This window comes from Plantibacter cousiniae (nom. nud.) (assembly GCF_977070315.1).
In genome coordinates this window covers 162483-176533 of sequence record NZ_CDRVEU010000004.1, presented here as the reverse complement: position 1 = coordinate 176533, position 14051 = coordinate 162483, and the positions used below count along the sequence as shown (strand labels likewise).

Here is a 14051-nt window from a genome sequence, read left to right as displayed (position 1 = left end):
TGAGTTGCGTTGCGCGGCGCAGCCTCGTATAGGCTGGATGTCTTTTCTCCGATAGCGAAGGGTGTGTGCCTGATGGATGCTGTCTCTCCTCTGCAAGCCTACGAACGTGCCGTCCAGCGTGGTTTTCAACCCGATCAGGCGCAGTTGCAGGCCGCCCGGCAATTGCAGGTGTGTTACGAGGGGCTGGCCGACGCTCGAGGTCGGGCCCGGGGCGTTTATCTGTGGGGGCCGGTCGGGCGTGGCAAAACCTGGCTGATGGACCGCTTTTTCGAAAGCCTGAGCGTACCGGCCCGGCGTCAGCATTTTCATCACTTCATGCGTTGGGTGCATAAACGCATGTTCGAGTTGATGGGCACCTCCCAGCCGCTGACCGTGGTTGCCAGGGAGCTGGCGCGTGACGTGCGGGTGATGTGTTTCGATGAGCTGTTCGTCACCGATATTGGCGACGCAGTGATCCTGGGCGGGCTGCTGCAGGTCATGTTCGAGGAGGGCGTGGTGCTGGTCTGCACGTCCAACCAGCCACCGGAGCAGTTATACAGTCACGGCCATAATCGCGAGCGCTTCCTGCCAGCGGTTGCGGCCATTCTCAAGTACATGGATGTCGTGGCGGTCGACGGCGGCGAGGATCACCGACTGCACCCCGGGCAACTGCATCAGCGCTACTGGATTGCCGAAGCCGGTCGACCCAGCGCCCTGCAGGGCATCTTCGAAGCGTTGAGCGCGGATCAGCCGGTTCACGACTCGCAGGTCATGCTCGGTTATCGCAGCATCAACGTGGTTCAGCATTCCGACACCGCCGTGTGGTGCCGTTACCGCGACCTTTGCGAACAGCCGCTGGCGGCCATGGATTTCATCGCCCTGTGCGATCGCTTTTCGGTGATTCTGCTCAGCGAGGTGCCGCTGCTGGGGGCAGCACAGCGCGAAGCGAAAATCGCCCGCGGCACCGAGGATGGCGTCGAGCAGGTGAGCGCAGGCGATCGCGAGCTGCCGCAGTTGTCGCCCAACGATGATGGCGTGCGACGCTTCATCGCGCTGGTCGATGAGTGCTATGACCGGCGCATTTCGCTGTATGTCGAAGCGCCGGTGCCGATGGACGAGCTGTACACCGAGGGCTATCTGTCGTTTGCCTTCCGGCGCACCCTCAGTCGACTTCAGGAAATGCAGTTGGAGCGTTTCACCGAGTCTTGACGCTCAGCTCGCATCCCGGCGTCGCTGGGCCAGCATATGCTTGGCGCCTTCGATCATCAGTACCACGACGGCCATCCAGATCGGCAGGTAGGTCAGCCATTCCTCGCGACCGATGCTCTCGCCGAGCAGCAGGGCGACGCCGACCAGCAGCACCGGCTCGACATAACTGAGCAGCCCGAACAGGCTGAACGGCAGCAGGCGGCTGGAAAGGATGTAGCTGACCAGCGCCGAGGCACTGATCACCCCGAGCAGCGGAATCAGCAGGTACAACAGCGGTGCCTGTTGAATGGCCTGAGGATGGCCGTTGGCGATGAACCACAGTCCGATGGGCAGCATCAGCAGCATGTCGAACCAGAGCCCGCCGAGGTGATCGGTCCTGAGCTTGCGACGCAGCACGAAGTAAAGGGGATAGCCGCCCGCGACCAGCAGGGTTTCCCAAGAGAAACTGCCCAGCCTCCACAGCTCATGCGCCACGCCGATCATGGCAAACACCGCAGCGACTTTCTGCAGGTAGGAGAGGTGCTCGCCGTATACCACGCGGCCAGTGAGAATCATGCTCAGCGGCAGCAGAAAATAGCCCAGCGATACCTCCAGACTGCGCCCGTGCAACGGTGCCCACATGAAGATCAGCAACTGCGCACCGAGCAGCACCGAAGACAGCAGCAGCGCGAAGATCAGCAGCGGTTGCTGCCTGAGCCGGACAGCCACTTCGCGGACTCGCCGCCAGTCACCGCTGACCAGCATGAACAGCGTTGCGCATGGCACGGTGAGCAGCATGCGCCAGCCGAAGATCTCTTCACCGTCGAGCGGGGTCATCAGTGACGTATAAAAATACATAACCCCAAACAGCGTTGACGCCAGGACCGACAGCACCACACCTTTGTACACAACGGCCTCCGCGACAGCTGATTCGACAGATTGCGCACCTGTCTGGTGCGCGCGGAGGCTAGTTTAGTGTGCAAGGTCGCAAAAAGCTCGGATTTGCAGGCGCAACGTTCGTCAGGCGCAGGGCGCACGAATGGCACCCTGTACCTGACCGATAACGGGCGCGTCAGGAGGGCGATTCAAGGTGTCGCCAGAGCGCATCACCGTTGAAGTCGCGAATGATGTCCCGGGCGCCGGCCGCCCGAAGCTGAGCTTCATCCAGCCCCGACAGCATGCCGAAGGTATGGATCCCGGCGGCGCTCGCCGACTGTACGCCCGCCAGCGAGTCCTCGAAGGCAAGCGCCTGATCGGCCGTCACACCGAGCAGTTCCAGGGCCGTGAGATAAGGCATCGGATGCGGTTTGCCACGCGCCAGCTCACCGCCGATCACAATGGTTTCGAACCGGTCGACAATGCCCAGGCCGGTCAGCATGGCCATGGCGTTTTCGCGGGGCGCATTGGTCACCACGGCGGTGCGCAGGCCGGTTTCCCGTGCGTGATCCAGGATACGCAACACGCCCGCCACCGGGATCGTCTCACCCAGTTGAGCGCGAAACATGGCCTCTTTCTCCGCCGCCAGACTGGCGTATTGCACCGCCGGAATGTCGGGAAACAGGCCGCCAAAAATCATGTCATCCGGGAAGCCCATGACATGGGCCTTGTAATAACCGATGTCCATCGAACGGTCCCAGCGTGCGAGCAGCTGGTTATAGGCGTTCAAATGCAGTTCATCGGTGTCGATAAGCGTTCCGTCCAGATCGAACAACAGCGCGCGAAGGGCCATCGATTCCTACTCCTTTGAGGGGGCGGTAGCGTTGCCGGCAGACCAGGCACCACGCAGGGCGGGGACCAGCGGCAACATGAGAAGGGGATAGACGATCAGCAGGCTGAAGGCGGCCTCGACCCCGATTCGTTCGGACAGCAGCCCGAGCAGAAACGGCGCCAGCAGCAGCGCCACACCGACCGCCTGTGATGCCTGGGTACTGAGCGTCGAGCTGGCCTGTGGCGCAATACGCATGGCCGAGCCAAGAATCAGCGGAAAGAAATTGCCCAGGCATGCTCCGAGCACGAACGTAAGGATCGCTGTGCCGATGACGCCTTGTACGAACGACAGCACCAGCAGCGTGGCAATGGCGCTGAATATCACCAGGGTCAGCAATGTAAACGGTGAGACCCGGCGCAGCGCATAGCTGCTGACCAGTCGCCCGCAGACGGTGCCGGCAAAGTACAGGCTCATCAGCGTCGCTGCGACCGACGCGCTGGTCTGTACATGGGTCTTGATGTACTCCGCGCCCCAGAACCCCACGCCCCATTCCGCCGAGATCCCGAGTATCACCAGAGCCCACAGACTGAGCCGGGTCAGGCACTGCAAGCGCGGGGTATCGAGCCTTTGCGATGAGGCGTTGTGGCCGGCCCCGGACTTATGGATGGTCAGCGGCAGGCAGAACATGATCAGCGCCCAGCTACTGACCATCAGCGGAGCCATGCGCCACGACAGCCCGATGGCTGTCGCTGCGCCCACCAGCAGCGCGCCGCCCAGTACACAGAGGCCCGCTACGATGTGAGCTTCCACCAGTTTGGCGGCAGCCTGCCGACCATACAGTCTGCCGAGCATGGCCTGTCCGACAGCCATGACCAGACCTCCCGAGAAGCCCATCAGTACGCTGCCCGGCAGTGTCATGGTCAAACCTCCGGCGATCGAAAACAGTCCGCTGGCCAGCACGATAGAACCTATGGCGATACGACCGATGCCGATTGCCAGTGCCCGGCCCTCCAGCCAGCGATAGGGCACTCCGATCAGTACCAGCCCCGAAGCGTATGCGGCGAAGTGCAGGCCAGTCCAGCGCAGATCAAGATTGAACTCGGCACGCAGAAACGGCATCAGCGGTCCGAGCATGCCTTGCTGGGCCCCGAACAGGCCGAACATCAGGTAAATCCCCCACGGCCGTCGCTCCGTTCTTGCCGGGGCAGAGGGCGACTGCATCGATTGGTTGTGGGCCATTTCGGTCATAGGCCAGCCTTTGTGTCGAACAGTGAATGCCAGCGTGCGCAACGGGCGGCCTTGGTGTGGCTGGCCTTGATGGCATCCAGCGTCTTGAGGTCGGCCGCTGCCAATGTATCGCTCGACACGCCACCGATCACGACCTTGCCATAGCGTCGGCTGATGGCAGCAGCGCCCGGCGAAAGCATCCAGCCAAGTGCCTGCAGCGCCTGTGTCGCACGCGGCGAACCGGCGCGACAGCCGAACACTTCGAGCTCGTAGCGACGTGCATCATCGGGCACGCACCAGTGCAGGGAACCGCGCTGCGCCGCTGCGCGAGTGGCAGCAGTGGACACCGTCACGCCGACCAGCGCATTTCCCTCGATCACCGCCTCTATCGGGGCTGTGGACGACCCGCTGATCGATGGCCGCAGTTGTGCAATGTGAGCGAGCCTGTCCCAGGCCTGCTCGCCGTACTCTTCGAGCAGCGCGCTCAGGTGCAGATAGCCTGCGCCCGAGCGTCCCGGATCCGGCAAGGCGATGCGATGGACCCACGCAGGTGCGCACAGTGCGTCCCAGGACAGAGGGGGCGTGAGGCCGTGGGCAGCGAGCACGTGCGGGTCATAACAAAAGGCCGGGACAAAGCCTGACGGGCTGAACCAGCGTCGGTCGACGGCAATCGCCTGCGCGGGCAGGGTCGAGCAATCAAGCGCGTCCAGCGTCAGCAACTGTGAGTTCAGTGCGGGATCGAGCAGGGCGGTGGCCGCCGTTCCCAACAGCAGATCCCAGTCGCCTGCCTTGCCGTCGATCACGCGCTCGATCAATTCTGATGTGGACCAGCGCGAGAGGCGCACCGGTACACCAATATGCTCGCTGATGCCTGCCACGAACTCGGCCAGTTCGGCATTTTCCATCGAGCTGATAGCGATAAGTTCATCCATGCCCGGCCTCAATCCAGCAATCCATGCAGCTTGGCGTACTGTAGCAGCATGATGGTCTTGCCGTCGCAGATTGCCCCGGTGTCTATCATGGCCAGCGCTTCGTCCAGCGGCAGCTCGAGAACCTCGATTTCTTCGCCTTCCGCTTCCAGACCACCGCCGTCGCTCAGCTTGTTTTCATCAAAATATTCGCCGACGAAAAAGTACAGCCGCTCGGTCACCGACCCAGGACTCATGAACGCTTCGAAGACCTTGCGCACCTCCTGGATGCGATAACCGGTTTCTTCCTCGGTCTCCTTGCGGATACAGGTTTGCGGATCGTCGCGATCCAGCAACCCGGCGCAGGTTTCGACCAGCATGCCGTCGTGCTCGTTGACGAAGGCCGGAAAGCGGAATTGCCGGGTCAGGACCACCGTCTGCTTCAGCTTGCTGTAGAGCAGGATGGTTGCACCGTTGCCGCGGTCGTAGGTTTCCCGGGTCAGGGTGCGCCAGGCGCCGTTGCGCCCCTGAAAGTCATAGGTGGTCTTGCGCAGTACGTACCAGTTGTCCGAGAGCACTTCGACTTTCTTGATACGCACTCGGTCCTGAGTGGTGCCCGGATTGTTCATGCTTTCGCTCCCAGGTGAGTGGCGTTGGGGGCAACCGTCAGCAGGCGCGCGATCATTTCCGGGTCGCGATGCTCGGGGGCGGTCATGACGGCGGTGTCCAGCGCGTGATCACATCCGGATGAGCAGGTACCCTGATGTTCACCCAGTCGCGTCACGGCTTCGGTGACCAGACGGCGGGTCAGTGCGACCGTATCAGCCATTCGCTGGGCGACCAGCGTCGCGTTGACCTGTTCATGGGACTCGTGCCAGCAGTCGAAGTCAGTGGGGATGGCAATCATCGCGTAGCAAAGCTCCGCTTCGCGTGCCAGCTTGGCTTCCGGCATGGCGGTCATGCCGATCACGGTGCCACCCCATTGGCGATAGAGGCTGGACTCGGCGCGTGTCGAAAACTGCGGCCCTTCCATGACCACGTAGGTGCCGCCGTTGCGGGCCTGCACGTCGGCGGCTTCTGCCGCGCCGGCCAACACCGAACGCATGCGCCCGCACACCGGGTCGCCAAACGGCACGTGACCGACCAGCCCCGGCCCGAAGAACGTCTTGTCACGCTTGATCGTGCGATCGATGAACTGGTCGATCAGCACGAAGCTGCCCGGCGGTGCATCGTGGCTCAGGCTGCCCACGGCACTCACCGACAACAGTTGAGTGCAGCCGACACTGCGCAGCGCGGCAATATTGGCGCGCACATTGATGAACGCGGGCGGGATGGTATGGCCCACACCGTGGCGCTGCACGAACGCCACCGGCACGTCGTTGAGGGTACCCAGCGTGACCGGAGAAGAGGGTTTGCCGAACGCCGTTTCGCACTCGACAAGCTGTATGTCTTTCAAACCGGGCAACTGTTGAAGGCCACTGCCGCCGATGATGCCGATACGTTGAATGTGCTGATGTGCCGGGGTATTCATACGCTGCCTCTGGTTTTCAAGGTGGTTTCTGGATGTCCGGTGGTCACCAGACGCTCATACAGTTCGGATAGCGCAGTGGGTGCGCTGCCGCGTCGCAGCAGCAGGCCTTCACTGGCGTTGTTGCTGTAGCGTGGCTCATGGATTTTCAGGTGCCGGTCAATTGCTGGCAGGTAGTTCCAGCGCACGCCGGGGTACAGCGAGTGCGCCAGGTGGTAGGCGTCGGACGTCGGCGCGATGAACACGCGGATCAGCCACCCGGTGATGCCGAAATAATCGGTGGGTCGGCCTGCCAGGTATTCGAGATCGCGTCGGTCCCTGGACGTTCCTTCGACAAACCAGCGGTGCTCGGTGAGCAGTGACACCCAGGCAAACACCGGATACGACGTCAGCAACGGAACCAGCCAGCCAAACAGCACGCCTTTCCAGCCGCCTGCCCAGTAGAGCAGCGCGGTGACCGCCAGCAGACATACGACGCGAACCACCGTGGTCAGGCGCGAGTGATTCAGCAGACTGTTGCGCGCCATGGTGCTCAGATTGACCCGGGCCCCCTGGGGCGTCAGCGGATAGAGCAGCAGCCAGTAGAATTTGCCGGGGGAGATGCCGGCCACGTAGCCACCGGCATGCACCCGTGCGCGGTTGGGGTCGAGATCCGGATGATTGGGGTTGCGATGGTGTTCCAGCGTGTGGGTCTGGTGTCGGCTGCGCATGTCACGTTTGAACGCTGGAAACTGATAGAAGATATCGCTCAGCCACCACTGCCAATCGTGATGCGGGCACAACGCAAAATGCACGGCGTTATGGCCAAACTCCTGCAGCGCACGCAGCCGTCCACCGCTCCAGAGCACCACCATCAGCCACGCCAGCGGCGAGGAGTAGAGTGATGCGAGCAGCACGGCGGCGACGATATCCAGCCAGGTCCAGATGAACGGCAGCGGCGCGAGCCAGCCATCCAGCGGTCGATAGTAGTGCTCCTTGCGGTCCGGTAGCCGGGGTATCAGGCGCAGCAATCGCAATATGCGCTGCTTGTCGCGGTAGTAAAAGGCAACGATCGCACGCAAGGCCAATGCAGTGGCGATCAGGCCAGACAGAACAATGTGCGATGTGGCCATGCTCAGGCACCCCCGGTTTTGGCGTGCAGTATGGGGAAGGCCGTGAAGCGTTCGAGCAAATCGCCCAGGCCATCGAACAGTGGGGCACCACTGAGTCGCAGGCGTTCGATGTTCTGATGGCCTGTCGCAACCAGCACCGGCGACCAGCCCACGGCATTTGCGACGTCGAAGTCATGCAGCGTGTCGCCGACAAACAGGGTGCGTGAGGCCGGTGTGCCCAGGGTTTTCTGCAGCACTACGGCTTCGGCGGTCTTGCTGGTGGCCTGGTTATGGCTCAGCCCCACGACATGTTCGAAACACTCATACAGGCCCTTCGCGCGCAGGGTCTGAACCAGAACGTCACAGTGCGATGCCGACAGGATCGAGACGCCGATTCCGACCCTGCGCGCCGCGTCGAGAAACTCGATCACGCCCGGTTGCAGCGGGCAGTGGGCAACGTTTGCGTCGAAGTGCGCAAGGTAGTGCTGCACGATGGTAGAGAACGGCACACGCTCCAGGTCGAAGCCGAGTGATGCGTAGAACCCGGCAATCGGAAAGTCGAACCTTGCCCGGTATTGTTCGGCCGTAACAGACGCGACGCCGAACTGTTCGCCGCAGCGATTCACGGCGCAGACGGCAAGATCGAGGTCGTCGATCAAAGTACCGTTCCAGTCGAACACCACATGCTCGATGCCGGAAAAATGCAGGATGTCGTCGATCATTGTCGGGTATTCCGGGAAAGTAGGGCATTGAGAGCGATACGCGACACAAGCGCTGGCGAATACACCCGGGCGGGGTCCATCACCAGATTAGTCACACTGATCTGCGTTTCCAGCGCACGACGATTGCTGGCCGAGAGCGCACCCAGCCCGGCGCCATACCAATGGTCGAAACGTGTGCGCCAAGTGCGCTCCCCGGAGGTTTCCGGAAAACGAAAATCCTCGGTCGTGGCCATGTTCCAGGCACCGTCAACGACACTGCACAGCAGGCCCTGTAACTGATGGCAACCAAGTGATTTATCCAGCAGAGCGTCAAGGCGCTCATCGATGCAATCGGCTTCGAGTGCCGCGATGGTCATGCCCTGGCTGTACAGCGGATTCATACTGCTCAACGCATCGCCCACCACCAGCAGACCCTCTGGCCAGTGTTTGAGACGGTCGTAGTGAGTGCGGCGACTGCCAGGCATTCTGAAGGTAAAGATCTCCGAGAGTGGTTCGGCCTCGCGGATGACGTCGTGGATGTCCGGGACGGGCAGGCTGGCCAGTGCCTGAAGAAACTCGTCGGGATTCTTGCCGGGGAAGTGGCCGAACCAGCCCCCGGTGGTGACCATCCAGCGATCGCCCTCGATCGGGCTGATGACCCCCATCGAGCGCTGGGCCGGAGCGGTGGGCAGTACCAGCAATACCTGCCATTGTTCAGCGAAGGCAGGAAGCCGTTTGTAGATGCGCGATGCGTAGCCCAGTTCGGTCTTGACCACACTGTTCTGCACGCTGCCAAAGCCTGCGTCTTTCAGCCAGGAAGGCATGTGCGTACCGCGGCCGCTGGCATCCACCAGCAGGTCGCAGGACAGGTCGCGCTCGCCCGAGTCGTCATCGATCACCACGCCGCTCACCTGACGCAGGTTCTCGGCACCGGAAAACTCGATGCGCGTGACCCGTGTACCGGACAGAATGCTGACCTGCGGTACTGTCGTCAGGCTACGGCGCAACTGGTTGTCTATGAGCCGGCGGCTGCAGTAGTGAGCTTCGATGCCGCTGCGATAACGGTTTTTCCAGCGGCCGCGTTGATACCACTTCACATCATGTCCGAGGTCCGCCACCTGAGCGCCGCTTTGTTCGAGCGCACTCAGCAGACCCGGATAGATCCGCTCCATGATCTGCTTGCCGCGCAACAGCAGCAGGTGCACATGATGTTCTTGAGGCAGGCTCTGACGCGGGCCTGTCTCGTCGTAAAAGTCGCCTTTTTCGACGACAGTGACACGCTCGAAGCGGCGCGCCAGCACGGCAGCGGTAAGGCAGCCGGTGACACTGCCGCCAATTACTACCGCATGGCCCGAGCGCAGGGCCGGTTCAATCGGGAGAGTAGTCATTGAGCACCTTGGCGATGTAATGCAGATCGTCGTCCAGCAGATTCTGGTGCAGAGGCACCGTCGTCAGTGAACGCAGCAATCTGGCAGCGTTAGGGCAGTCGCGTTGATACCGGGTCAGCAGCGGCAACTGGTAAAGCGGCTGGTTATCGTACTTGCCGATGTCCGATTCGATACCGTGACGTTGTTGGTAGTGCACCAGTTGGCGACCGTCATGCCCCACTGATTGCAGGAGCAGCGAGTAGGCGTTGACTGCGCCGCCTTTGACGACAGGCAGCTCGCGAAACGCCGGGTTGTCGAGCATGGACAGAAGAAGATCGCGGTTTCTCATGCGGCGTTCGAGGTGCGAATAGAGCTGACGCGAACGGGCCAGCCCCAGCGCCGCCTGCAGCCCGCCCAGTTTCAGGTTGATGCCCAGCGATTCGCCTGTCAGATTGCCGAAACGGGTATAGGCGCGTATTCGTCTGGCCCGGTCGTCGTCATCGGTCATCACGAAGCCGCCTTCGCCGGTCGAGATGAATTTGCAGTCATGGGTACTGAAACAGCTGATATCTCCGTGCCGTGCGAGCCAGGTGCCGTCCAGCCGGGTCATGTGCGCGTGGGCCAGGTCCTGGATCAGAGGAATACCGGCTTGGCGCATGGTCGCCCAGGTTTCATTCGAGCGAATCGGATAGCCCCACATCGGTACTTCGATGACTGCGCAGGTACGAGGGCCTATGCAGCGCTGCAGGTCTTCCGGATCCAGGCCGAAACTGTCCGGCGCGACATCGCAGAACACCGGCACAAGCCCCAGCGAGAGGATTGGCAGGACAGTACAGATCGGCCCCGTCGGGGCGACGATGACTTCGTCGCCCGGCTTGAAGTCGACGCCGGCAAGCGCAGCGGTCACTGATGCTGCACCCGAAGACACAGCGATCACATGCTTGATGCCATACAGCCCTGAAAGCGCCGCTTCGTATTCATCGACCACCTGCGAAGTGCCTGTCAGGCCCGAATGCAGCGCCCGCTCCAGCTCGTGCAGGTCATCGATCGAATGCATCGGCCCTTTCTGGGTAATGGTGCGCGTCTGGGTAATGGTACGCAGGCTCATGGTGCCACCTTCATTCCCACCAGATCCCACAGCGCATCGTCTGCAAAAACCCGGTCTACCATTCGCCGGAAATTGGGAAACATCTTCAGGTCTGCGGTTTCCGCATGGCTGAAGAACCGCGCATGCTCGACTTCCCGGTTGTCCGGGCAGGCCTGCAGGCTGGTTGCTGTTACATAAATCAGGTCCAGGTGATAGTGCGGGCCGCGTTTGTCATTGATGTATTCGCACAGCACCCGGTAAGGCTGATGCAGGACGGTGACATCTGTTTCGACATCGGCGAGCTCTTCATCACGCTCGCCGAGCAGCTCGGCATGAATGCCTGTCTCTTCGAAAATCTCTCTGAGTACTGCAACGTCGGGGGTTTCGCCCTGTTCGATGTGGCCGCCCGGATAGAGCCAGACGCCCAGCTTGCGGTGATGCAACAGCAGCATCTTGCGCTCCGGGTTCAAGACGAACCCGGACGCGGTGAAATGCCGATCCAGTTGTGAGCGATCGAGTGCTTCAGTCATTTATGCGCCACCGTACTGGTTGATGCGATCAGCCATGTAGTCGAGCTCCGCCCGGGTAATGCCCGGATGAACCGGAATCGTCGTCATGCCTGCCAGCAGCGCTTCTGCGTTCGGGCATTCGTTGCGGTACTGTGCCAGTGCCGGGAACTCATAGAGTGCCTTGCAACCGTAGCGTTTGATGTCGGAAGGGATACCGGCTTCGTCGAGGTAATCGATGAATGCACGGTTGTCGGCGAAGTGCAGCTCAAGGTTCAGGAAGTAATAGTTAGGCAGGCCGCCGCCGATGATTTTCTTCTCCCGGACCTTGCTGTGGTCGAGCCGTGCAAGGAAGTAGGCCGCGTTCTCTCTGCGTTTCTGGATCTGCTCATTCAGTGACGCCAGACGGCTACCGCCCAGCGCCGCTGGCAGGGCAGCGAGTTTGTAGTTGAGGCCGAAATCCTTGCCGTTGAGGTTACCGAAGCGGCTGTAGTCGCGGCAGCGCTGCGCCAGTTCATCGTCGTCGGTGAGAATGAAGCCGCCTTCGCCGGTTGCCAGTGGTTTGCGCTCGTGGGTGCTGAAGCAGGACAGATCGCCGAATTGCGACATCGGGCGGCCTTCCAGGGTGGTGCCGTGCGAATGGGCCAGGTCGAGAATCAGCTTGATACCCAGCTCATGGGTAAGGGTGCGCAACTCGTCGACTTCCGTCGGATAGCCCCACATCGGAATATCGATGATAGCCTTGGTGCGTGAGGTCATGCGCGCCTTTATGGACGCCGGATCGGCACCGAAGCCGTGGGCTCGGGTGTCGACGAAGATAGGGTTGGCCCCGGCAGCGATGATCGGGTAGATCGTGCAGAGCGGGCAGCTGGGCGTGAGCAGAACGTCGTCGCCCGGACCGACACCGGAGGCGTAGATAGCGACACTTAACGCGGCACCACCTGACGATACGGCAATGGCGTGTTGCGCTTCGAACCAGGCGGCGAGTTTGCTTTCGTATTCGCCGACCACATCGCTGGTCCCCGACAGCGGACGCTCCAGCGTCAGTTGCATGGTCAGCAGATCGTCCGCATACACCGGGCGATATTTATCCGAAACGGCAGGTCGGGCAGTGGCGTTGCTGGAAAGACTGGACATGTGTGCAAGCTCCGAAAACAGGCATTGGGTTGGCGTAGGGTCAGGCGCTCAGGGCCAGGTCGGGTCGAGCGACGGCATCTGCCTTGCAAATGCTTTCGATGACCTCATAGGTCGGGCGCAGGCTTTCGAAGCTCGCCTCATAAGCGGTGTTGTGACGAACGGCATGGAAGAACTGCTCCAGTTCGCCGAAGTAGCCACTGCGCTCATACCCGGAATCCAGAGGCCCCGGCTGCCAGGCGCCTCTCCAGCGTTTACCCGGACCGGTAGCGCTGGTGCCGTGCTCCGGCTCGTGCATGGTGATGTTCCACAGGTTATTGAGCTCGACCATCATCGAGTTCGAACTGACGATTTTCATGTCGAATTCAAAGTAGGGGAACATTGTTCCGCTGAGCAGACTGACGCTGGCGCCGGTGGTGAATTGCAGCTCCAGACTGACCAGTAACGAATCGCCATGACGTTGCACTCGCGATTCGATATCGCGCAGCTCGCCGCCGCCGAACGTGACGCCCAGATCGATGGTATGGATGGCCTGTGCGAGCAGGAAAGACCTCAACGTTGAGTCGAGGCCCCAGAGTGGCGAGGTGGGTTTGCTGGCGTAGTGGTTGAGCTGGATATGCACGACCTGGCCGAATTGTTCGGCACTGGTCATCTGGCGCAACTGGCGCATGGGCTTGGCAAACTTGAAATTCATGCCGACGCCGGTGATCACGTTCGAGCGTCGACTTGCGTCGATCAACTGGTCCAGTTCGTCAAGGGTGAAGCAAGGCGGCTTCTCGACGAAAACATGGACACCTTTGGCCATTGCCTTGAACGCAAGATCGCGGTGAGCCTGGGGCGGGCAGGCCATGACGACCGCATCGAGCCCGGCGTTTGCGAGCATGTCGTCGAAATCGTCCGTGATCATCACATTCGATACGAAACGATTGATCTGCTCGGCTCGGCGGCGATCACTGTCGCAGACCGCCACAATACGAATGTCCGGCATTTGCAAAAGCGTGGGCAGCAGATTTTCCTGCATCTGTGCGCCGAGACCAACAATGCCAACTTTGAGTCCAGTCATAATCATCTCCGTCTTGAAAAGTCAGATGTAGTTCATGGGAAAACAAGAGCGAGCGCGTACACGAATTCCGTAACGGATTAGCCGAAGGGCAAACCGAATGAGTGCAGTGTTCGTTTTGAGTCGGTAGAGCAGGGCAGCAGTGCCCTAAGGTATGAGGCCCGTCAGGCAGGAGGGACTGCCATCATGTGCTGCAGACTGGCTTGTGACGGGGGGCATCAAGTCAGGGGCGTTCGATATCCGTGGCAACCGGTCAAGCACGTTGCACAGCAGTACAGAAGATTGACGATTGAGGGGGTTCGACACGCGGGGAGGTCCGGAGCCTTTATTGTTCTGACTGATTCCGGTGAGGAACAATACGCTGGCGAAAGACTCATGCGTTGCGTTACGCAGGGAGCGATGGTTTACGTTCGGGCAAGTATTCATATATCGAATCCTCCATGAACATCTGATTCTTCCGTGGCCGCTGACGATTCCCAAAGGGAACATCTCATCGGTTAGTTGCACTAACCCAGTGCGGAAATGAATCTAACCCAGCCTTTTACGCATGGCAATAAACAGGTCTAG

Annotated in this window: 14 protein-coding genes; 1 reads left to right on the top strand and 13 read right to left on the bottom strand. The window is 61.0% G+C overall.

Annotation, left to right across the window (positions count from 1 at the left end; translation table 11 throughout):
• The first annotated feature begins 72 nt into the window (after positions 1–72).
• A complete protein-coding gene (zapE, locus tag ACW55A_RS10745; protein WP_498811286.1) occupies positions 73–1188 on the top strand; it encodes a cell division protein ZapE in 1116 nt (371 codons plus the stop codon).
• A gap of 3 nt (positions 1189–1191) precedes the next feature.
• On the opposite strand, the gene rarD is transcribed toward zapE, so the two are convergent.
• The 13 genes from rarD to ACW55A_RS10680 form a co-directional block, all read right to left on the bottom strand.
• Positions 1192–2076 (bottom strand): EamA family transporter RarD, encoded by an 885-nt coding sequence (gene rarD / locus ACW55A_RS10740; RefSeq protein ID WP_498811287.1) that lies wholly within the window; start codon positions 2074–2076, stop codon positions 1192–1194.
• A 163-nt stretch (positions 2077–2239) separates the two neighbouring features.
• Positions 2240–2896 carry an HAD family hydrolase gene (locus tag ACW55A_RS10735; RefSeq protein ID WP_498811288.1) on the bottom strand — a complete coding sequence of 219 codons (657 nt, stop codon included), beginning with the start codon at positions 2894–2896 and terminating at the stop codon, positions 2240–2242.
• 6 nt (positions 2897–2902) lie between these two features.
• Positions 2903–4123, bottom strand: a complete 1221-nt coding sequence (locus tag ACW55A_RS10730; protein ID WP_455808161.1) for an MFS transporter — start codon at positions 4121–4123, stop codon at positions 2903–2905.
• Positions 4120–5034 (bottom strand): ABC transporter substrate-binding protein, encoded by a 915-nt coding sequence (locus tag ACW55A_RS10725; protein WP_455808160.1) that lies wholly within the window; start codon positions 5032–5034, stop codon positions 4120–4122. Before ACW55A_RS10725 ends, ACW55A_RS10730 begins: the two co-directional genes overlap by 4 nt.
• 8 nt (positions 5035–5042) lie before the next feature.
• Positions 5043–5639: a GDP-mannose pyrophosphatase NudK gene (gene nudK, locus ACW55A_RS10720; protein ID WP_004410962.1), complete on the bottom strand. Its 597-nt coding sequence runs from the start codon at positions 5637–5639 to the stop codon at positions 5043–5045.
• Positions 5636–6541 carry an S-methyl-5'-thioadenosine phosphorylase gene (gene mtnP, locus ACW55A_RS10715; protein ID WP_455808159.1) on the bottom strand — a complete coding sequence of 302 codons (906 nt, stop codon included), beginning with the start codon at positions 6539–6541 and terminating at the stop codon, positions 5636–5638. The genes nudK and mtnP overlap by 4 nt, the downstream gene beginning before the upstream one ends.
• Positions 6538–7650: a fatty acid desaturase family protein gene (locus tag ACW55A_RS10710; RefSeq protein ID WP_455808158.1), complete on the bottom strand. Its 1113-nt coding sequence runs from the start codon at positions 7648–7650 to the stop codon at positions 6538–6540. The genes mtnP and ACW55A_RS10710 overlap by 4 nt, the downstream gene beginning before the upstream one ends.
• A 2-nt stretch (positions 7651–7652) precedes the next feature.
• The gene (locus ACW55A_RS10705; RefSeq protein WP_455808157.1) at positions 7653–8351 is read right to left on the bottom strand and encodes an HAD family hydrolase; all 699 of its coding nucleotides are present in this window, start codon (positions 8349–8351) and stop codon (positions 7653–7655) included.
• The gene (locus ACW55A_RS10700) at positions 8348–9718 is read right to left on the bottom strand and encodes an FAD-dependent oxidoreductase (RefSeq protein ID WP_455808156.1); all 1371 of its coding nucleotides are present in this window, start codon (positions 9716–9718) and stop codon (positions 8348–8350) included. Before ACW55A_RS10700 ends, ACW55A_RS10705 begins: the two co-directional genes overlap by 4 nt.
• Positions 9699–10805, bottom strand: coding sequence for a DegT/DnrJ/EryC1/StrS family aminotransferase (locus ACW55A_RS10695; protein ID WP_455808155.1), 1107 nt, complete (start codon positions 10803–10805; stop codon positions 9699–9701). Before ACW55A_RS10695 ends, ACW55A_RS10700 begins: the two co-directional genes overlap by 20 nt.
• A complete protein-coding gene (locus ACW55A_RS10690) occupies positions 10802–11314 on the bottom strand; it encodes an NUDIX hydrolase (RefSeq protein WP_455808154.1) in 513 nt (170 codons plus the stop codon). Before ACW55A_RS10690 ends, ACW55A_RS10695 begins: the two co-directional genes overlap by 4 nt.
• Positions 11315–12427 carry a DegT/DnrJ/EryC1/StrS family aminotransferase gene (locus tag ACW55A_RS10685; RefSeq protein ID WP_498811289.1) on the bottom strand — a complete coding sequence of 371 codons (1113 nt, stop codon included), beginning with the start codon at positions 12425–12427 and terminating at the stop codon, positions 11315–11317.
• A 40-nt stretch (positions 12428–12467) separates the two neighbouring features.
• Positions 12468–13487 carry a Gfo/Idh/MocA family protein gene (locus ACW55A_RS10680; RefSeq protein WP_004410946.1) on the bottom strand — a complete coding sequence of 340 codons (1020 nt, stop codon included), beginning with the start codon at positions 13485–13487 and terminating at the stop codon, positions 12468–12470.
• Positions 13488–14051: the final 564 nt, after the last annotated feature.